The sequence below is a fragment of the Microcoleus sp. LAD1_D5 genome, from assembly GCF_036702115.1.
Taxonomy (GTDB): Bacteria; Cyanobacteriota; Cyanobacteriia; order Cyanobacteriales; family Microcoleaceae; genus Microcoleus.
On the sequence record NZ_JAUBSA010000002.1, the window covers coordinates 177434 to 196719 of the forward strand.

Annotated in this window: 15 protein-coding genes and 1 pseudogene; 4 read left to right on the forward strand and 12 right to left on the reverse strand. The window is 46.3% G+C overall.

The features are described from left to right. Positions 1-3 precede the first annotated feature (3 nt). Both QUA70_RS01830 and QUA70_RS01835 read right to left on the reverse strand, forming a co-directional pair. On the reverse strand, positions 4-663 hold the full coding sequence (locus QUA70_RS01830) for a response regulator transcription factor (RefSeq protein WP_333330901.1): 660 nt from the start codon (positions 661-663) through the stop codon (positions 4-6). 175 nt (positions 664-838) lie between these two features. Beyond that, positions 839-1102, reverse strand: a complete 264-nt coding sequence (locus QUA70_RS01835) for a hypothetical protein (protein ID WP_333344880.1) — start codon at positions 1100-1102, stop codon at positions 839-841. A 36-nt stretch (positions 1103-1138) separates the two neighbouring features. Between QUA70_RS01835 and QUA70_RS28505 the strand changes: the two are divergent. Both QUA70_RS28505 and QUA70_RS01845 read left to right on the forward strand, forming a co-directional pair. Continuing rightward, positions 1139-1468, forward strand: a pseudogene (locus tag QUA70_RS28505) (NACHT C-terminal helical domain 2-containing protein). Between the two features lie 88 nt (positions 1469-1556). Next, entirely contained in the window at positions 1557-1838 is a 282-nt protein-coding gene (locus QUA70_RS01845) for a type II toxin-antitoxin system ParD family antitoxin (RefSeq protein ID WP_333330911.1), read from the forward strand. A gap of 263 nt (positions 1839-2101) precedes the next feature. Here the strand turns inward: QUA70_RS01845 and QUA70_RS01850 are convergent, their stop codons facing one another. The 3 genes from QUA70_RS01850 to QUA70_RS01860 all read right to left on the reverse strand — a co-directional run bounded on the left by QUA70_RS01850 (position 2102) and on the right by QUA70_RS01860 (position 4121). Further along, positions 2102-2707, reverse strand: a complete 606-nt coding sequence (locus QUA70_RS01850; RefSeq protein ID WP_333330915.1) for a zf-HC2 domain-containing protein — start codon at positions 2705-2707, stop codon at positions 2102-2104. A 140-nt stretch (positions 2708-2847) separates the two neighbouring features. After that, complete coding sequence (locus QUA70_RS01855) at positions 2848-3507, reverse strand: sigma-70 family RNA polymerase sigma factor (protein WP_333330917.1); 660 nt, start codon at positions 3505-3507, stop codon at positions 2848-2850. Between the two features lie 122 nt (positions 3508-3629). Continuing rightward, the gene (locus QUA70_RS01860; protein WP_333344928.1) at positions 3630-4121 is read right to left on the reverse strand and encodes a molybdenum cofactor biosynthesis protein MoaE; all 492 of its coding nucleotides are present in this window, start codon (positions 4119-4121) and stop codon (positions 3630-3632) included. A 638-nt stretch (positions 4122-4759) separates the two neighbouring features. Between QUA70_RS01860 and QUA70_RS01865 the strand changes: the two genes are divergently transcribed. Continuing rightward, positions 4760-5161: an SH3 domain-containing protein gene (locus tag QUA70_RS01865; RefSeq protein ID WP_333344882.1), complete on the forward strand. Its 402-nt coding sequence runs from the start codon at positions 4760-4762 to the stop codon at positions 5159-5161. Positions 5162-5298: 137 nt separating this feature from the next. Here QUA70_RS01865 and QUA70_RS01870 read toward each other — a convergent pair whose 3' ends face one another. After that, entirely contained in the window at positions 5299-6279 is a 981-nt protein-coding gene (locus QUA70_RS01870; RefSeq protein WP_333330926.1) for an aspartate carbamoyltransferase catalytic subunit, read from the reverse strand. 1099 nt (positions 6280-7378) lie between these two features. Here QUA70_RS01870 and QUA70_RS01875 point away from each other — a divergent pair. Further along, positions 7379-7597, forward strand: a complete 219-nt coding sequence (locus QUA70_RS01875; RefSeq protein ID WP_006631282.1) for a DUF4327 family protein — start codon at positions 7379-7381, stop codon at positions 7595-7597. 197 nt (positions 7598-7794) lie between these two features. Here the strand turns inward: QUA70_RS01875 and QUA70_RS01880 are convergent, their stop codons facing one another. From QUA70_RS01880 to QUA70_RS01905, 6 genes are all read right to left on the reverse strand, one after another. After that, positions 7795-9039, reverse strand: a complete 1245-nt coding sequence (locus tag QUA70_RS01880) for a protein kinase domain-containing protein (RefSeq protein WP_333344884.1) — start codon at positions 9037-9039, stop codon at positions 7795-7797. Positions 9040-9848: 809 nt separating this feature from the next. Beyond that, positions 9849-12152 carry a serine/threonine phosphatase gene (locus QUA70_RS01885; RefSeq protein WP_333344886.1) on the reverse strand — a complete coding sequence of 768 codons (2304 nt, stop codon included), beginning with the start codon at positions 12150-12152 and terminating at the stop codon, positions 9849-9851. Between the two features lie 349 nt (positions 12153-12501). Beyond that, positions 12502-15057, reverse strand: a complete 2556-nt coding sequence (locus QUA70_RS01890; protein ID WP_333344888.1) for a DHH family phosphoesterase — start codon at positions 15055-15057, stop codon at positions 12502-12504. Positions 15058-15250: 193 nt separating this feature from the next. Beyond that, positions 15251-16066 carry a PD-(D/E)XK nuclease family protein gene (locus QUA70_RS01895; protein WP_333344890.1) on the reverse strand — a complete coding sequence of 272 codons (816 nt, stop codon included), beginning with the start codon at positions 16064-16066 and terminating at the stop codon, positions 15251-15253. A gap of 69 nt (positions 16067-16135) precedes the next feature. Further along, positions 16136-18436, reverse strand: a complete 2301-nt coding sequence (locus QUA70_RS01900) for a Piwi domain-containing protein (protein WP_333344891.1) — start codon at positions 18434-18436, stop codon at positions 16136-16138. Next, positions 18433-19257 carry a PD-(D/E)XK nuclease family protein gene (locus QUA70_RS01905; protein ID WP_333344893.1) on the reverse strand — a complete coding sequence of 275 codons (825 nt, stop codon included), beginning with the start codon at positions 19255-19257 and terminating at the stop codon, positions 18433-18435. Before QUA70_RS01905 ends, QUA70_RS01900 begins: the two co-directional genes overlap by 4 nt. Positions 19258-19286: the final 29 nt, after the last annotated feature.

Sequence of the window (19286 nt, forward strand, 5' to 3'; positions counted from 1 at the left end):
AGCTTAGGAAATTGCCATTGCAGGGGGCGAAGGTGGCTCGAACCTGTAACCGTAACCTCGGATAGTTTTAATAAACTGCGATCCAGTAGCATCAACTTGAATCATTTTCTTGCGAATCTGACCAATATGTACGCTAACAACTTTCTCTTCTCCTGTGTTGTCGCAGTTCCACCCCCAAATTTTTTCAATTAGCTGTTGGCGACTCCAAGATTGACCGGAATGACTTGCCAAAAAATACAAGATATTAAATTCCAAGGCTGTTAACTTGATAATGCGATCGTTGAGTGTTGCTTCCCGGCACGCTGAATCGATCACGAATTGATCGAATACAATACGTGATGGAGTGACAGGACTCATGCGTCTCAACACCACTTCTATACGAATTGCCAACTCTGCCAAACCAAAGGGTTTACAGATATAGTCATCAGCACCGGCGGACAGGAGTTTAAGTTTATCAGCTTCGTCTGTGCGGCTGCTTAGCATTACCACAAAAGCATTAGTACGGCGCTGCATTTCCTGGCAGAGGTGATAGCCTGTAGTATCCGGCAAATTCCAATCGATAACTACTAGCAGTGGCTTGAATTTTTCAAACAATGTTAAAGCCGTCGCGCCATCTGCTGCCGACGTAAACCCTTCGATCGTAGCAAGTTTGCACTGCTGCAAAACTGCTTCGGGAATGGGTAAATACTCTAACTGCTCGACCCACCATAAAACTTGAGCAACACTCTTGAGGTCAGTATTTAGTTGAAGGTGAATCGTTTTAATTGGCTGGTTGTCACTTCGATAAATTTGGCGATTTCGTTGCCTTTTTCACCGCAATATAAAGCCATTTAAAAAGTCAATTACCGCTTAAAATAACCAGATTGAGGGCGAGGTTGGGGGTGGTATTAGACCTGGATGATTTTTTTTTTCCTTTTCCCTTCTCCCATCCTTTGAGCTTGCTCTTAATCGCAACCCTGAACGTTTCCTTGACCCAGCCCTTTACCTTGCCGTTAAATATACCTTTGACCCTGCTGTTGAACTTACCCTTGACCTTGTTCTTGACCTTGCCATTTTGCCTGTACTCGACGGTGCTATTGACCCTGCCCTTAGTCTTGCCCACGACATTCTTCTTGTCCCTGTTGTTGAACCTGAACTGATGCAACCACTGCAAGAATTTAAGAAACTACTACCTCACCCCGATGGTGAGAAGGAAATATTTAGGCAATGGTGGCAAGCTAACGGACAAGTTTGGACTAAGGAATTAAGACAAATCATAATTTCCTATCGCAATATAGGTCACGATTGGCAATTTAACGAACAGCAAAATTTATGACTGAGGAAGTATTATGATCCTAATAAATTGCTGGTATATTGCCTCAATAGCGCTTGTAATGTATCTCCTGCTGGGCGGCAGGAAATTGAGAAGACATTGCTGTTGCCGATCGCAAATCTGCAAAAAACCGAGGCCAACTGCGATCGAGTTTAATTGCTCGCCATCGCCTTCCCCTTCGCCTGGACACGGAGAGAGCCAGTGGAAATGATATAATGGCTAAAAGTTATTAGAAGTAAAGCGCATGAACATTACTCTAAAACCTGACCATAATAAATTTATTGAAGCGCAAGTCAAAAGTGGCAAATATTCTTCGGTGGATGAGGTAATTGCTGCGACGTTGGAACTACTCGCAGACAGAAGCGATCGGCAACAGAGCGATCGTTATCAAGAATGGGTCGATGAAACTCGTCCAAAAGTATCGGCAGGACTAGCTCAGCTTGAACGCGGGGAAGGAATTGATGGGGAAATAGTTATAGCTAGATTGCGGGAAAAATTTCGCAAAATGCGGGAAAATCAACAATGAGTCGCTACATTATTTCCCCTGAAGCCCGTCGAGATCTCAATGAAATTACCGATTACTTTGCAACTAGGTGACAAGTGCGATCGCGTGTTCTAATTCAACTAGCTACATACTCGGATATTAAGATGCGATCGCCCCACAATTCGTCATTCAAAGCCAGGAAAATGTCAAAGGATATATCCTACCTTGAAAAACTGGGAAAAACGGCAAAAAGCCCCCTTTTTTAGGGAGCTTCGCGACTTCCGTTATTGCTCAAAACAGAAATTCTACTGCGCCTTTGGCAATGACTTTTGAGGGGTTGCTAGACCAACTTTGGGAATATCCATTATCGGTGCATTCACCCCAAGCATCAAATCGTTGGGATTAACAATCTCCACCAGAGGCTCGTTCAAAGCTACAATCAAACCGTCAGATTCAGCAGGAACGGGCGATCGAGCAAACTGGGGAGCAAACAATTGGCGGCCGCCACCGACACCAGATACCACCGCAATCAACAAAGCTGCGATCGCACCTCCACCCAACATCCAAGTTTGTTTCGACTTGCGTTCCACCCGCTGCAAAACCTTCGTCGCCAACTCCTGTGCAGATTGTTCCGAAGCAGGCACCGGCATTGACTGAAAACCCCGCTGCATCATCAGAAGTCGCGAGTACAAACCCTTCGTCACAGGGTCATTTGTCAGCCAGTCCTCGACTTGCCGACGTTCTGCCGCCGTCACTTCGCCGTCGAGGTAGGCACTCAGCAATTCAAATCGATCGCGCATCATAGTAGTTACATTCCCCTGGGGATAATTCTTGTTAGCTTGAGTTTCAGCGAGTGAATCCCCGATACCTTGCTGATTCTGATTTTTATCCGATTCAAAGTTATAATTCATATTTCAAAATTGCTTTAATTGGAGGAAAGACGCACTCGCGATTAGAATGATTTACTGCTTTTTTATATTTTAAAAGATAAGTTTTGATGTCACAGCCAACATCACCACATCTTCTTGACCCGCCTCTCAAAGCACTCTTGCTAATTACCATCGAGATATTTTTGCAATTCCAACTGCAATCTTTGGCGAGCTCTAGCAATTCTCGACTTGACAGTTCCCAGAGAAACACCGGTCATTTCCGCTATCTCCTCATATGCTAAACCTTCTATTTCTCTCAAAACAATTGTCGTGCGGAATACTTCTGGCAAATCCGCGATCGCCACCCGCAACTGGTCGTAAAATTCTCGAGTCGTCAAATCTTCATCAGGCCCCGGACTGTCGGCGGGAATTTCCCAATCTACCTCGCCATCTTCCAGAGCACGGGGTACGTCCAGCGACAGCGGAGTTCGCACCCGCTTGCGCTTCCGCAACTCATCGTAAAACAAATTAGTGGCGATGCGGCTCAGCCAGCCGCGAAATTTTACCGGCTCTTGCAAGCGGTTAACATTGCGGTAGACCCGAATCCAGACTTCCTGAGCCAAGTCTGCTCGGTCTTGCCAGTCAGGAGCCAAGTGATATAGAACCCTGTCTACGTGAGACTGATAACGCTTCAACAGTTCTGAAAAAGCAGTGCTCTCAGGTCGATTTCCTTCCTGACAACGCAACACCAAGTCATAATTAGAGAGTTTTTCGGCTGGCAATTGCACTCTTTGAACGGTCGCCACAACCGCAGACCAGGACACGGAAATAAAGTCGCTCATCGGTGGAATTGGCTCATCGAACATTCCACATTTGTTGACGCTAGCAGATCCCGATGGGTTCCCGCACTCGGAAACTGCGATCGGCTTCACTCATCAAACAGTCAATGACTGCTGACTGCTTACTAATGCCCGACAACTTCGCACGCTCCTATACTAACCCAACTGCTAGAACCGTCGGCCCAATGTTCCTTTTTCCAAATCGGTACATTGTGTTTGAGCGTATCTATGGCGTACTGGCAAGCTGCAAAGGCCTCCCCCCGGTGGGGGCAACCAACAGCCACCAGTACGCTGATTTCTCCCACCTGCAAGTGTCCGACGCGGTGGTGAATGGTGACCCGATTGACATCGACCCACTGGCGGCGGATTTCCGTAGCGATTTGCTGGAATACTCGCACGGCCATCGGTTCGTAGGCTTGATATTCTAGGGAAACTACAGCTTGACCGTCAGTTTGGTTGCGGACTGTACCGCTCATCATTACCACGGCTCCGTTCGCGGGGTCATCTGCCAAAGCGTATATTTCCTCTACAGACAACGGCGCTAAGGTAATGGCGAAGCTGTCTGATTCATGGCGTTGAGGAATTGTGCCGATCGAAAGTGCAGCGCTAGAGTTCATTGCCAAAGAAGAGGTGCTGGATAAGTTAATTGATCTTGACACAAATCAAGTCGCGATGGATTTGTCTTGCATTCTTGTCGGGGACACAGGGAGAGTAATCTTGAGACCCATCTGGTAGCACGGGCAAGGGCCCGATGCCATTTTCCCGAACTTCTGCACCAGTGCGATCGGCTACAATATAACTCGCCCGAACCAAATTAAGACCGTGCTTGAAGACGAGCAGGATGCTTGTTTTTTAGAATTAACTGCCGATATTGCTGTAGCAACTCAATAAATAAGCACACGCAAATAAGTAGTGTCATTCGCAACTCAGTACAAGCAATCTCAAACCCCAAGCGATAACTTCGTTCCCTTTTTAATGACATAGTTTAAGTTTAATTCTGCCCTCCAACTTATTGGCGTAGCCCAAATTTTTAGCAGCAGATGTAAACTTTATTTATTTTTTTGTTCCGGAAAGCTACTTAGATGGCATGATATACCTGTGCAGGATTCAGGAACATTAGCCAATACTCGCCAAAAGCCAGACCTTAACGCCCTTTTGTGGCTTTTAGGAAACATAAGTTAATAATTTGGGCTGTTAATCGAGGTTTTGACCTGAATCTCCATCAAAAAATGTTAAAAACAATCACGAGGAAACTATGGAAGCACTAGCATTGAGCCACTCTTTTGTTGCTTATGAATCTCCAGAGTCCGAACTCCAAGTCAAGTCGTTAGACCAACTGGGCTTGAAAATTCCTAATTCTGCATGGATAGGCGTTGCAGGTCTGGCAGTAGCTCTATCTGTTCTGGGTGTCGCTGGCGAAGCGCAAGCAAGTTGCCACTACTCCCGCTGCGGCAAGAAAAGTCATCACGGCCATCACAGCTACGCCAAAGTTGTCACGAATGGCGGCCGACTGAATATCCGCAACCGCCCCAGTAGCTGTTCTCATGTAATCGGCAAGTTATATTATGGAGACCACATCAAATTGACCGGTCGTTACAAAAACGGCTGGGCACAAGTCAAAGGTGGTGGCTGGGTATCTGCGTCCTGGCTTTCCTAACTCTTAACTAGAGCACTTGACATTTCTAGAAAGAGTTTTAATCGTTACCCGGCTATACTGGGTAACGATTATTTTAAATATGCGATCGATCCTGAAAATCATCGAATATCCGAAATTCATGACTAACAACTAACAGCCTAAACTTTACCCCCGCCGATCAGGTAAAGTAATGCCATCCGCACCGCCACGCCGCTGGTAACTTGCTGAGAAATCAGGCTAAACTGGGCATCGTCCATCAAATCCGAACTAATTTCCACGCCACGGTTAACCGGGCCCGGGTGCAACACCTTCACATCCGGCTTGCAGAGTTTGAGCCGATCGCGCGTAATCCCGTACAAAGAATGGTACTCTCGTAAACTCGGCAGCAAATGGTCGCTCATCCGTTCCTTTTGCAGCCGCAAAGTCATCACAAAATCAGCATCGGCCAAAGCAGGTTCAAGCTGCCAATGCAAAAATAATTTGCCTTCCCTACCATCGCCACACTCAGCAAACAACAGCGGTAGCAAAGTTGGCGGCCCGGCCAAATGAACCTCTGCCCCAGAAGCCGTTAGACTCCAAATATTAGACCTAGCCACCCGCGAATGCAAGATATCCCCCACCACAGCAATTTTTTTACCCGCTAAAAGTTCCAGCCGCGGACGTTCGGTATCTAACAGAGCACAAATAGTAAATAAGTCTAGCAAACCTTGCGACGGGTGTTCGTGCTGACCGTCTCCTGCATTGAGAACGCTGACTCTTGAAGCCAAGCGATCCATTTCCGAAGCAATCGTGCTGGGAACTCCAGCTTGTTCGTGCCGGATCACCATCAAATCCGTTCCCATCGCCAGATAAGTCTTAGCCGTATCCAGAATAGTCTCCCCCTTCGTCAGAGAAGAACTTCCAGGGGTAAAATTTAGCGTATCTGCTGACAGCCGCTTCGCCGCCAACTCAAAACTATTGCGAGTCCGGGTAGAAGGTTCAAAAAACAAATTCGCGACCACTTGACCCTGCAGGGCCGGCACTTTCTTCGTGCGGCGGCCGAGCACCTCCCGAAAACTGGCTGCTGTTTGCAGCACGGTATCGTATTCGTCCGAGGTAAAATCAGCCAGAGTGAGAATGTGTCGCCTTGTCCAAGTCATACAATTTTAGATTTGAGATTTGAGATGTGAGATTTATTGAATCAAGACGGACGATGGGTTTGAAACTTGCCTGCTGGCCCGCGTGGGGCAGCCTAGAATGTTCGATCGACATTTAGGGGTGGCGATCAACAGTATCCAACAATTTTTGATCGCTTTTGCGGTGAGTAGAGTTATAATCAGTTTATCAAGGAGTTTATCAAGGAAATTGGGTCTAAAACCCTGTCCTTCTAGGACGGCTTTAATTTCTTAAATCCCTTCCTAAAAATCAAAAAATTTCTAGTATACTAGAGTAGTCAAGGTTAAACTCCTAAGCCATCGTGCATAAAAACAGTTAACGACACACTTTGGCGCGTAAACCGGGGGACAAAGAGCGGCGAAAACTCTATAAACAGCTAGGGGCTTAACACAGTTCCTTTAACCAGAGAAACAAACTATTTAGTCTTTTTAAGTAGGGTAGGGCATACCCGAACTCTAGGTTCATATCCTAGTACGCTTTTGGAGATAGACCCTCTGGGGTTGCTGTGAGTTGAACTCGTCAATTGGTATTTTGTACGGTTGAAAGGTTTAAGAAGTGCCGAAAGGACATAGCGCTTAAAGGTCAGTCGATGAATTAAGAATCCCCACGCCTTTAGGCTGGGGAGTGTCAAGTAGCTCAGACCCCACTCTCACAGCGAACCCAGCGTCGAAGGTGAAAGAGGTGTGGTTTACGTGCAGGAAAGCGGAAATTACGCTGTAGCCACCAAATCGCAGTAGTTGCAGTTTCTCCTACGCAAACTCAGCCTTGTCAAGAACAAGCCTAACGCAGCCCTTGCATCTACCACTATGTGGAAACAATCAAGGCAGCAAACCTCCCACTGTCGATCGACAGCATATAGCGGGACATTTTAAAGATGATTAATTCTTTGAAGTCGGTCTTGACTCTTCAGTCCTGCTTATAGGCCCTTGTCAAAACGAACTCTGTTAAGATACAAGTTGAATATGTAGCTTCCCGACAAAAATCTACACGTATCTTGGCGAGACTGTTCTTGGCGAAACTGCGGTAAAAAGTGAGAGCTGGGAAGTGGTAATTACACAAGATTTAAACAATTCAAGAGGTATTATGAGCCAGCAGGTTATACAGCCGATGGTTAAGTTCCAGCGTCAGGTGCATTCTCTCGTCACGTCTGACATTATCAAGCCGACAGACAGTATTTGGAAAATTGCTCTGCTTTACGGCGACGAATGGCCGTACTGGAAACAGCAATTGCTAGAGTTTGATTTTTCTATGCAAGACCCCGTGAGCGAGTTGATAGCTGTAGAAGCTTGGGACGAAGAATAACAGAGGAGACGGAGGACTGGGGTGTCGGAGAGAAATTTCGAGGCGATCGGGTATATTTTCTCAATAAATTTTCCGTTGTTACCTTCTTCCCTCTTCCTTGTTTCCTCTTCCCTCTTGCTAGTGACGAATGACGAATGACAGCGGACTTTTTCCTTCTGACTAATGACGCATGACCAGTGACTAATGACTTTTGACTTCTATGAAAGGGAAGCTGCTAAAGCTCGAGCTAATTGTTGAGCAGTTTGAAAGCGATCCCCAGGCTTAGCTGCCGTGGTTCGCAAAATGGTGTCCCGCAGCTTGGGGGCGATCGTCGGAATATTTTCGAGCTTAAACCCGTAACCTCCAGCTATTTTCCCGTAAAAGTTTTGAGGGCTTTGGGCTGTCAGCAAAAAAATCAAAGTAGGCCCAATAGCATATAAATCCGACTGAGGGAGAGGCTGTCCCCGGTCTTGTTCTGGTGCGGTGTAGCCTTCAACGCCGATGCGAGTCCCTGGAGGAGTGCCGATTTCTTTAACGGCGCCAAAATCCAGCAGTGTAATGCAATTGTCGCGGTGGCGCACCAGCAAATTAGCAGGTTTAATATCCCGGTGGACGATAGGGGGTTTTTGAGAGTGGATGTAGTCCAAAACCTCACAGGTTTGGATCATCCACTCTATTGCTTGTTGGGGAGCAACAGGTCCGCGGTTGTAGATGCGTTTTTCTAAATCCTCGCCGTGGAGCATTTCCATAACCAAGTATTTTTTGCCCCCTTCCACAAAGAAGTCAAAAAACTGAGGAATTCCCGGATGGTGCAGAGCCTTGAGAGTTTTAGCTTCACGTTCAAACAGTTCTTGAGCTTTGGCGATTTGAGCCATATCAGCATTCATTTCCTTGAGGACTACCAGAGATGCTGCGGGGGAACTTCCGGGTTGTTGAGCTTTCGCTTTATCTCGATCCCAGGCTAAAGTGGTTGTTCCCATACCGCCTTGGCCCAAAGTTCGCAACACTTGGTAGTGGCGCACCGTGCGATCGACTTTAATCGGTTCGCCGCAGTGGATGCAGAATAAATTCCCCGGCGGGTTTCCCGCGTGGGTACACCTCGGTACCAGAAGATTGACGGTGGGGTTCGCCTCAATCTTGCCGCCGAGTTCAATAGTAATCACTTGGAAATGCAGAATTGGGCCGCCCCGCGCCAACTGGATCAGGGCACCGTCGGATATCCAACCCTGAGACATGAGAATACCGTTAACCAAAGTGCCATTTGTCCCCGAATTGACTAAGTACCACTGGCTGGATCTCCCGCTATTAACTCTTTGCAATTCCAGATGCTGCCGTGACACTAGAGCATTGGGGATCACAACGTGATTTTCAGGAGAGCGGCCGATGCGAATAATGGATTCGCTCTCGAAACTCCACTGTTGCAGGGGGGTCTGTTTTTCTGGATCTAAAAGAGTCAGCAGCATTTTTGATTGATGTGGTTGAACTCCCTGATTTGGCAGTGAGAGTTGGCGGGAATTTACAGATCAGGGGCGTAGGGCTTTGAAAAATTAGAAATTAAAAATTACTTATGAGCTTCACACGTTAGTTTCAGGAAAACTTTATAATATCCTGATTATGATTAAAGATTCATCAAAAACTAAGTTATAAATAGTTTTTTGGGAACAATTATCCGTAAAAATTCATAGGGTCGATCGCTCCTTAAAACACAGTCGAGCGATTTAACACTTGAAACTACAAAAAGTAGGTAAACAATCGCTCAACTTTTACGTAAATTTGATGGAGTAGCAGATTGTGATTTACCCCCCACATCTATATGTAGGGCGGGCACTTCCTGCCTAGGCCCAAATTGCCCCGAGAGCGATCGAGTATAAAACAGATTTCGCATCAGCCCGCCTGCAGACTCACTTCATTTTAGTTGATTTTTTTTCATTAGACCAACTATTTTTGTAAGTGAAAGCTCTTTCAGCAATGATGAATCCACTTACTATCAAGCAACTTTTTCCAGTAGATTCCCTGAACAGAGTCTCAAAATTAAAGCTACGGATAAATGGTTGGTACTCCACAGATTGTTTGCAAGAGTATGGGTCTGTAATCAGTTTTTGAACACTCAAACCGAAGCTGTTTTAACACCGGACACCTAATAACAGAGCCAGCAGTAAAGCCTTGCCCGGAAACGGCAGAAGCTGTTTTTTTCTCTGCAACAATTGCAGGTTTAACGCAGACAGTCGCGGGGGAAAGCGCCACCTTTGGAACAGTTGGCAGCATCCAAATTCTAAAATCGAAATGCGCCTACCTGCGCCCGAATGATAATTGCCGTGATATTGTCGTGACCGTTGCGTTTGTTGCCCAGTTCAATCAATTGGGCAACTCCCTGGTCGAGATCAGCTTGGGGGTTGAAAAGGGGTTCGAGAGTGTTCTGCCAGTGAGTTTCCAACAAATCATTATCTGTCAAACCGTCGGAAGCCAAAATTAATAAGGTATCTTCGCACAAGTCTAAAAACTGCACGTCAGGCTTGAGATAATTACTGTCTCGCGGGCCGAGGGCTTGAGTTAGTTGATAGGCGTCGGGACGGGCATAAGCAGTTTCTGGGTCAACCCCGCGCTTAATTTCGCGCTGCCCGACTTCGTGGTCTGAGGTGATTTTTTCTAGGGTTTGTCCCTTTCTCAGTCGGTAGAGGCGGCTGTCGCCGACGTGGGCAACGGCGAAGTGGGTGTCTTGAACTAAGACTGCGACTAGAGTTGTACCCATGCGGGCGCTGCCGGAGCGTCCGTCCTTTTGATTGATTTCAAAGATGGCTTTGTTGGCTAGCAGCACTCCCTCGCGGATGGTGTCTGCAGGAGGTAGTTGGTTTTCCCAACTGGTTTGAAAAAATTCTCTGAGGGTTTCAGCGGCTAGTTGACTGGCTACTTCTCCCCTGTCGTGTCCGCCCATGCCGTCGCAGAGAATGTAAAGCCCTTTGGTTTGAAAGATGCGACCGAAGGAGCTTTCGAGTTTGTTGAGCTGAGTCCAGATGCTGAAGAAGTCTTCGTTGTGGTCGCGCGTGCGGCCAACATCGGTGAGGCCTGCGTCTTCTAAGCTGTAAATCTGGAGTGGCATGGGCTGGGTTAAGACCTCGCCAACCTCGGGGGGCGACTCGTCTGGGCCCCGGAAAGGCCGGCGCGTGGAGGTTGATATTGGTGAAGGTGCGGGTTGGAGTTCGAGGGGAACTGTTTCTAGGCGCGATCGCAATTCTTCGATCGTGTTAATCTCGCCTCTGTACATTTGTTGCAGCAGTTCGAGCAAGGCGCCAAACTGAGTGCGACGATCGGACTGGCTAAATATCACCTGCCAGAGTTGCCCCAAATCTACCAGTTGCAGGTTTGAGCCGGCGGGTTCGGGATAGAGGTATTGCAGCCGCAAAGAAGCCAAGGAAAAGGAAGAGTCGGGGTTGACTCGTAAATTTGTCAGTTCCAACAAGCTTTGCCGACAGCGCCAGGGTTCTAGGGCAGCCCACAGTTCTGTCATTTCGTGCAGCCAGTATAAAATTTGCTGGATGGAAGTTTCGGGTTGACTCCAGCGTTCTACCAGCAGCGGCCATTGGGAGCAGTCTTCTAGCAGCAGGACTGCCTGTTCGTTGTCTGACCAGCTATCGTGAATGACTGGCAGGTTTTGAGAGAATTGCCACCGGAGTGCCAGATAAGGTTCAGCTATGCCTTGGCAAAGCTCTGCTAAAGCGGAATTGGTTGAATTTTCTCCGCCTTTGATTACTGCGGTGTAGGGGGAGGTTCGTCTGGCGACGCTGGCAGAGTTGGCTGCTAGCATGGCTTTGAGGGGTGACATTTCCAGCGGCTGACAGTCCAATACTGTTACTTCTACTGTGTCGGAGCGTTTTCTCGGCGGCACGGTTTCTAGGAGTTGGTAGCGCTGCTGAGTGTCTAAATAAGCTCCGGCTGGCTGGGAAGGGATTAAATATTCTGAATTGGGGATGGGGAATTCTGGAGATGGAGGGGATGTGTCAGCTATGTTTGGGCTGTCGGGGTTCTCGGTTGCTTCCTGGATTTGTTTAGGCTGTGGTGCGGTTGTAAAATGCTGCTCAGATGGGGTTATTTCGCGCTGTGGTGCTGTAGTAGAGCTTTTTTCTGTTGTTTGAAAGGATGCTGGTGCGATCGCCCCCACGGCTACCACAGGGTCAATTTCTGTGCTGTTGAATTCGCCGTCGCTTGGCTGTGGAGAAGTTGATGCGACTGCTGTTGGGGGTTCGGGTGGGGTGGTTATTTCGGTTTTAATGGCGTCTGTGATTGGTTCAGGAGAGTTTTGGCGCGATGCGATTTCTGGAACCCTCTCTGGTTTTTGGGGAAACTCGGCTGGGGGTAGGGTTGACTCGTCTGCCTCGACTGCTGGAAAATTCGATCGACCGCAGATAATGGCCCGCCACACTTGACCTGTTGCGACGCCGCAATTCTGACATTCTTTGGCGCTAAAAGCGACTTGGGCACCGCATTCGTGGCAAGGTTTGTAAATTAGGGAATTTCCGCACTGTTGACAAAACTTGTTTGGATTGGGATTTTCAAATTGGCAGCGGGGACAGAGAAGCATAGGGGTTTTAAATTGGAGATGGGCGATCGAGTTTGGTGGTGGGGAGTTTTGGGTTTTGGCTTGTGAGTTAGGAGTTATGAGTTTTGGGCCTGACTCGCAACGGATAACTCTCATTGTCCTATGCCTTATTTTATCGGGATGAATTCAGAAGTAAGATATTTCTTAGAACTGAGATGTTGCATCCGTGTCAGGAATAGGCCTCTTAAGCCACATCTACAACAATCTCTCTCACTTCACAGGCGAGAAAGCCAGCTCCACCGGCGCGAGCGAGCGCGGGCCCCACAAGAAAAGTTATCTCATGAGTGGAACTCTCATCCTGCCTATGCTTAACAATGGTGGCAGATATCAGTTAGAAAAGATTTGCTGTAGAATCTTCTTGGAAAACGGTCTCTCGGGCGATCGATTGAATGGTTGAGAGGGGTACTTCACAGAAATATTTCCGCCGGAATTGTTCTTCGGAGACTGCTGCGAGGAATTGCGCTGCAAAACGGGCGGCGATAGGCGAATTGGGCACGGAGGATTGGATGGATTGACTATCTAATAACGGTTGCGGGATTTTATCGGGCGCGTCTTCCTGCTGTCCGGTTTCGGGTTGTCTGGTGATGTGGAAAGCTCGATCGCGATAATTGATTTTGAAACCAAGATATGTTAGGGTTTTGAACCCCAGTTGCAGGGAGGTGTCGCTGATGCCGAGTTTTTGGCGCAGTTGCTGTCTGGTGACGGGTTTTTTGGTGCGGCTGAGGTATTTGGCGATGCCGATTAGCTGTTGGCAGATTTGCTGTGGGGGTACGAGTGGGGGTAATGTGTAGGCAATCGCGAGTTTTTTCTGAGTGTGCTGTGCTTGCCGAAACCAGATCCGCAGTTCGTCCCAGCTTGCGGGGCATTCTTTGAGGACGATCGAGTTTTCGCGATCGACCATTTCGGAATTGTAAACTAGATTGTCGATCGGCATTGGAGATTCTAAGTTTGTGCTGGCTGCTAACAACTCTTCATCATTATTTCTATTGCGCCAGTCTACGATCCAATCTATTTTAGTGGGCGAATTGATTTGGTTTTCTTCCGTGCGTTCCCGCACGGCTACGAGACGCACTTCATATCGCGATTTGTAAGTATTAAAATCGAGTTCAACGGTGACATCGCAGCGGCCTTGGGGAACTTCGTTTTGATTGTGTCCCCACCAAATGCCGGGAAATCCCGTATCGCTAGATTCGTCCCTAATTGTAAATTCTGTTTTGATATATTCTACTTTTTGCCCTTTCAAATCCTTAATTTTTTGATTCCACAGATTGTCAAACCAGCAGTTTTCAATCAGCAATTTGGGTGCGGGGTTGCCCATACCGCACGGTTCGAGCAATTTTAGTTCTTGAAATAAGTCCTTGCCTAATTCGGAGACAGTAATTTTTAGGTCGGCTTGAACGGGGGCGGCTGTTAAACTATCTGTGCTGTATTGTTGCCGCAGTTGCTGATTTACTGCATCTGTAAATAGGGGAATATTTTCAACGGGGAGACTTAATCCAGCAGCGAAGGGATGACCGCCAAATCTGTGCAATAAATGCGCTTGGTCTTTGACTAATTGGTAAAGGTCTATTTGATTGGCGGAACGCGCCGAGCCCCTGGCAATTTTGGATGGGGAAAGTGTTGGTGATTCTGACTCTAAGAAGGAGGTAAATTGCGTTTCTGGGGAATTTTCGTTAATTTCTTCGCTTCCTTCTGTGCTGAATAAAATCACGGGGCGGCCGTATTCTTGGGCGATTTGTCCCGCTACTAATCCTAATACTCCTACCGGCCATTGGGGGTCGCTGAGGACGATGACGCTAGTAGTTGAAAGGTCGAGTTTGGCTAATTTGGCGGCGGCATCTTTAGCAACATCTTTTTGTAAAGATTTGCGCCGGGAGTTGGCAATTTCGGTTATATTTGCTAATTCTTCGCAGCGTTTTTTGTCGCGGCTGGTGAGGAGTTCTACGCAGAAGCTGGCGTCACCTTGAATGCGGCTGACGGCGTTGATTCGGGGGCCGAGTCCGAAGGAAATGTCGGTTGGGCGATCGCCCGATCTTTTGCACAGTTCAAGCAATTTTGCAACTCCTGGGCGGGTGGGATTTGCGATTTGTTTTTGCAGTTGCTGGATGCCGATTTGTGCTAGGTAGCGGCTGTCTCCTGTAAGTTGGACTAAATCGGCAATTAAGCCGATCGCTACTAATTCTAATAAATCTGTGAGCGGGCGCTGCGGAATATCCGGTAATGTGTGATATAATGCTTCAACTAATTTGTAAGCTACTCCAACTCCTGAAAGGTTAAATAGTTGGTGGTTTGGGGGAAAGTAGCGGGGATTGATAATGGCTGTAGCTGGCGGGCGATCTTCCGGTAATGTATGATGATCGGTAATAATTGTATCGATGTTTAAGCTAGTTGCATATTCGATTTCGGCGAGGTTTGTACTACCAGTATCGCAGGTAATAATTAAGCTAATTCCCGATTTTGCTAAGGCGTCTATTCCTGGGGTATTGAGTCCGTGAGATTCGGTTAAGCGGTTGGGAATGTAATAAGTTAATTGGTCATTTTGAGCAAAAAATTCTCCCAGTCCGTCCCAAAGTACGGAGGTTGAGGTAATGCCGTCGGCGTCGAAGTCTCCCCAAATTGCGACTTTTTCTGCGCTGTTTCGTGCTTGCTGGATTCTTTCTATCGCCCAGTTCATTTCTAGTCCGAATTCAAAGGGACTTGCTGGTTGGTAAAGTTTGGGATTTAAGAAACCAGGTATTTGTTCGGGGTTTTGAATCCCTCTATACCACAGAAGTGCGGCGGCATAGTTTCCGGGGAGTTCTGGTGCATGGTTTCTGACAGCTTGGATCAGCCAAGCTGGGGGTTGGGGTAAGAGTTGATTTTGCCAGTTTTGAGGGGTTTCTGCCATTCGATTGGAGATTTGAGATTTTAGATTGTGAGCACCGATGGACCCGGAGGCTTATTTGTATGTTAAATAGGACTTACGCCAGTGGCATATATGGTAAGGTGCGTCAGGATCAAACCCTTAATTATCGAGTGATAAGGCAACTCTGACGTACCCTACAAGTCGATCGCGCTTGTGGCACTTTGCCGTCGTCCTGTTAAATATATATTTCGTCGATTATAGCAAGATTTGGCAGCCAATCTGTGGGAGTTTCTGCGAGAATATCTGGTGAGGGAGTTTTTGTGTTTTGTGTGCGGTTACAGCGAGTGGCAAATTGACAGGAATCGCAAAGATTAGAACTAATTTCTACTTGGGGTAAGAATTCGCCGCTTTCGGTATAGCGCTGTCGCCAGTCGGTTAGCTGCTGCAATAGGTGGGTTAAATCTTGTTTTGTGCGATCGTGTTCTGTTTGGTTGTAATAAAACTTGAGTTTTTGCGGCGGTTCTTCTCCTTGCAATTGTACGAACCAGTATGTCATAGAAACTTGTTCGGGGGCATAGTCGCTGGTTTCTACTAAGACGTATAAATAGAGGCGAGTTTGCCAACTTTCGGCTATCCATTTTGATTTTTGAGGGCGGGGATAGGTTTTCCAGTCGAGAATTTGGGCGGCGTTTGGTTCTGCTATTAGCAAGTCATAGATAACCGTGAATAGGTAGTCTTGGAAAATTAGGGTGCGGGGGTGTTCGGCTTGGCGGAAAATTCGATCGCTATTTTCTGAATTAGTGAAAAGTTCGGGTGCGGTGTTGATAAATGCTGCCACACAGCGTCCCAGTTCAGGGTCTTGTTGGATGATAAATTCAATGGGGAGGCCGAGTTCTCGCTGCTGCATTAATAGGTGAAAGTGGCTTCCCCATGTGAGTTTTTCTTTGTGTTCTGGGGAGGCGGTGGTGGCTAGGAGTTCTAGGTAGCTGTGTTGGAATTTGCGGGGGCATTCTTCGAGGATTTTGAGTTGGGTTTGGGATAGTCGAAGCATTTTTTGTGTGTGATGTTGTTGGTTTTTGGTAGGGTTTTGTTAGAGTGGTTGGTAGAATGGCGATCTGGCTTACAGCCAAAATTGTTTATCCCCATCCAATGCACCTGGAGAAATACCTTGTAACCGCCGATAAGCGATGCGGTCAGAACCATATAAGGGAACTGGTAAACGTGGCTCTTTAAGTGCTCCATGATGCAATAAAGTAAGTTTAAGTGTTGTTTCTACTAAACTTTCAATCGATACTTCCTGTCCTGCATCAGGAATAACCTTCAAACGTAATGGATAAGGCAGACCCATCTTCTCATTCTTTACTTCTGTGGTCACCAAAATCACTTCATATGCAGATAGTCGAAGTGCTAGGCCTTTTGTGGGTGCTTTTAAAGCTAACTGAGCAAAGTTGTAAAGTCGGGGAACTTGAGACTTGATACATTCCACCAAAATAAAATTAGAGCTAATTGCTTTTGCTCGTTCACGTAAATACTTGACTTCATTACCACAAAAATGTCCATCGCGGTAAATTAGTACAGTTTTTCCAGTTAAGCCATGAGCCGGAAGAAACCTCTCTAGTGTTCGTTTATCGATTTCTTCACCCTGTGTCAAAGCATCTTCTAGCCTATAGCGAATAAATTCTCCTTGCCGATCATAAAGACGCACACTTGCACAAACATTCAAGCTTCCGCTTCCCTTCTTTTTGGGAGTTCTGGAAATATCCAATCCGATGAAATAATCAGCAATCTTTAAAGGCTCAGCTAGAATAAAGGGCAAGTTACCTAACTTTGCTAAAATGCCTGGAATGACTTGATTGAGAATATTTCCGTGATTTTTAGTATCTTGCAACGTGTCCTCGTAAATAACTTGGCTTGCTTTTCCGTGTCGGAGTAACTGCGAAGAAATAAACGCATAAAAACTGCCGTCTTCGCTATTGTCGGTATTGCGATCACTCTGAGGTAAAAAAGTCAAAACAATATCTGAGGGAATCTCTATTAGTTCATATATAGCTTGTTCCAATCTAACTTTAGCCTCAGCCTTACTCAAGCCGTGGAGCGAAACTACTTTAATTCTACTCTCATCAATCTCCTTGGTAGTTGGGTCTCTGAAACTGAGGGTTTCAAAGTTATACTTTATCAGCCGTTTCTGAACTTCATCAAGGAAATATGTCTTTACCTTAAAATCACCTACCTTTAAAACTGAAATGCGAATAGCTCTTGGTGGATTAATGTAATCATCGTGACAGCGATAAACACCACCCTTAGAAAGTCCTTGCAATACCTCACGTCTTTTGCCAATAACGTCTTTTCCAAAAAGAAGGTTGGTTTCCTCAATTTTAAAAGCTACCGGCAAAAATAAATTTGGATACTGGCGACTATTAATACTATCATTCAACTCAAATCCAAAATCTTTGAGAGAATTTGCAGCTTTCTGTTTATATGAGATCAAACAATCTTTTCGCTGTTGGTAGGGAATTTTTGTTTCCTTGAGTAAGTCTCCGTATTTTACCTCAAAGCGATCGGCGGTTTCCTCTGTGACACAGGGACGCAAAGCAGACATTGGATAGTGATACTCAGTTGGATTTTTGCCAAACTGGACTGCAACAACAACTTGATCGTCTGGTGCTTCTTGAAGTTTTAGTTTGCTCTGTGCACCTGTTGCTTTATCGATGAGGTCTTGTCTGCGTCCTCCTTCTCCAATCGGGCCTACAATAGCAGTAATGGTAGCAAAACTATTATTTTCAATATTTCTAACTTTCAAACCTATTAAAAGTTCTTTCGTTTTGTTCCTATATGGATGATTTTCGTAAAATTCATCCAATGTAGTTTGGTAAACGAAGTAGCTGTGAGGTGTTAAAACTAAAGCCGGATATTCACCATCTTGCAAGTCAATAGTTTCTGCCCAAAAATTAGCTTCACGCTTGACTTCCACATGATTGTCCGACCAAACAGTATCAGCCGATGAGAACTCTGAACTTCTTTTCAAGATTCTCACAGCTAATTGAGCAAGGATAGGAGCTGTTACCTGCGGTTCCCGTACCCATTGGATAGAGTAGGATCGATCGCCAATATCTTCTCTCAACTCCTCTTCAATTTCTACCAGTGCCTCTCGCCACTTTTCTTTGGTGGGCATGGGTTGATTAGGTTGACCTAAAACCCAAAAATATTTGTCTTCCCAGATAGTAACTAGCTGATGAGGAAATTCTTGATTAGTAAACTTTTGGCAAAAACGCCAGCTAAATCGATTGCCAATTTTGCGATCGACTTCTGGAGTCAGTCGAAAGCTGATTAAATTGCCCTGTGAAATCATAAGCGGGAAAATCTCGCTCAAATATGTTGGTGAAGGAGAGACTTGTGGAGGAATATGAATATGAGCAGTCATGCGGCAACCTCTAATATTACAGAAGAAAATTCACAAATTGAGTTAAAGGGACAGTAAGAACAGTTAGAACCAGGATTAGGTGGAAAAATTATGTTGAACTCAGCCGGATCGTCGCGGTAACGCTTCAAATCTTTTTGATGTCGTTGAGCAATTAGCGACATTTCTATTTTGAAAGCTTGTAGTGTATCAGCCGTTGCCCTGAGTGGGTCAGACTGCTTGCCTGTTTCCAAATTATAAAATGAGGCGATAGCTGGCTGAGACCGGTAGAGATAACTGGCTGCTAGCAAGTAAAGGTATGCCTGTCGCCGATCGAATTCAGATTTACCTGTTTTGAAATCTAAAATGTGTATGGTTCCATCGGGTTCGGCAAAAATGCAGTCTATCGCCGCAAAGAAGTTAAACAGATAACTCCCCTGCTTCAGAATAATTGGTGGGGGAAATCCCTCATCACCTCGGTTCAGTTTAATGATGTTCTTGCCTAAAAGAATCGGTTGCTGGTGGTAATTGGTCAGGATGAGAATTACTCGTTCCTGAACAGGAGTTGACTCTTGGCTTAATTGCAGAATTTCTGCAACTAGCTCTACAGCATCTTTGCGGGAGAATAGTTTAGGGTTTTGATGAAATTCATAAACTCCTTGCTGTGCAAGTATTCCAATTCGTTGAGGTGTGTTGTCTAAATCTTTAACTGCTGCGACTCCAGGTTCTCGCTGTCGTGCCCTAGCAAAACCTCGCTTCATATCGCAGTGGAAGTATTCTTGCCCTACTGGTGGAGCAAACTGTGACCAAAGATTATAGCTGGCAAATGCCCAAATTTTGTCCATGAGTTTAGCCCTCTATTTTAGAGGGCTGT

Coding starts and splice junctions, on each gene's coding strand:
- QUA70_RS01845 (WP_333330911.1), top strand. CDS start 1,557: ATGAACATTACTCTAAAACCTGACCATAATAAATTTATTGAAGCGCAA.
- QUA70_RS01850 (WP_333330915.1), bottom strand. CDS start 2,707: ATGAATTATAACTTTGAATCGGATAAAAATCAGAATCAGCAAGGTATC.
- QUA70_RS01855 (WP_333330917.1), bottom strand. CDS start 3,507: ATGAGCGACTTTATTTCCGTGTCCTGGTCTGCGGTTGTGGCGACCGTT.
- QUA70_RS01860 (WP_333344928.1), bottom strand. CDS start 4,121: ATGAACTCTAGCGCTGCACTTTCGATCGGCACAATTCCTCAACGCCAT.
- QUA70_RS01865 (WP_333344882.1), top strand. CDS start 4,760: ATGGAAGCACTAGCATTGAGCCACTCTTTTGTTGCTTATGAATCTCCA.
- QUA70_RS01870 (WP_333330926.1), bottom strand. CDS start 6,279: ATGACTTGGACAAGGCGACACATTCTCACTCTGGCTGATTTTACCTCG.
- QUA70_RS01875 (WP_006631282.1), top strand. CDS start 7,379: ATGAGCCAGCAGGTTATACAGCCGATGGTTAAGTTCCAGCGTCAGGTG.
- QUA70_RS01880 (WP_333344884.1), bottom strand. CDS start 9,039: ATGCTGCTGACTCTTTTAGATCCAGAAAAACAGACCCCCCTGCAACAG.
- QUA70_RS01885 (WP_333344886.1), bottom strand. CDS start 12,152: ATGCTTCTCTGTCCCCGCTGCCAATTTGAAAATCCCAATCCAAACAAG.
- QUA70_RS01890 (WP_333344888.1), bottom strand. CDS start 15,057: ATGGCAGAAACCCCTCAAAACTGGCAAAATCAACTCTTACCCCAACCC.
- QUA70_RS01895 (WP_333344890.1), bottom strand. CDS start 16,066: ATGCTTCGACTATCCCAAACCCAACTCAAAATCCTCGAAGAATGCCCC.
- QUA70_RS01900 (WP_333344891.1), bottom strand. CDS start 18,436: ATGACTGCTCATATTCATATTCCTCCACAAGTCTCTCCTTCACCAACA.
- QUA70_RS01905 (WP_333344893.1), bottom strand. CDS start 19,257: ATGGACAAAATTTGGGCATTTGCCAGCTATAATCTTTGGTCACAGTTT.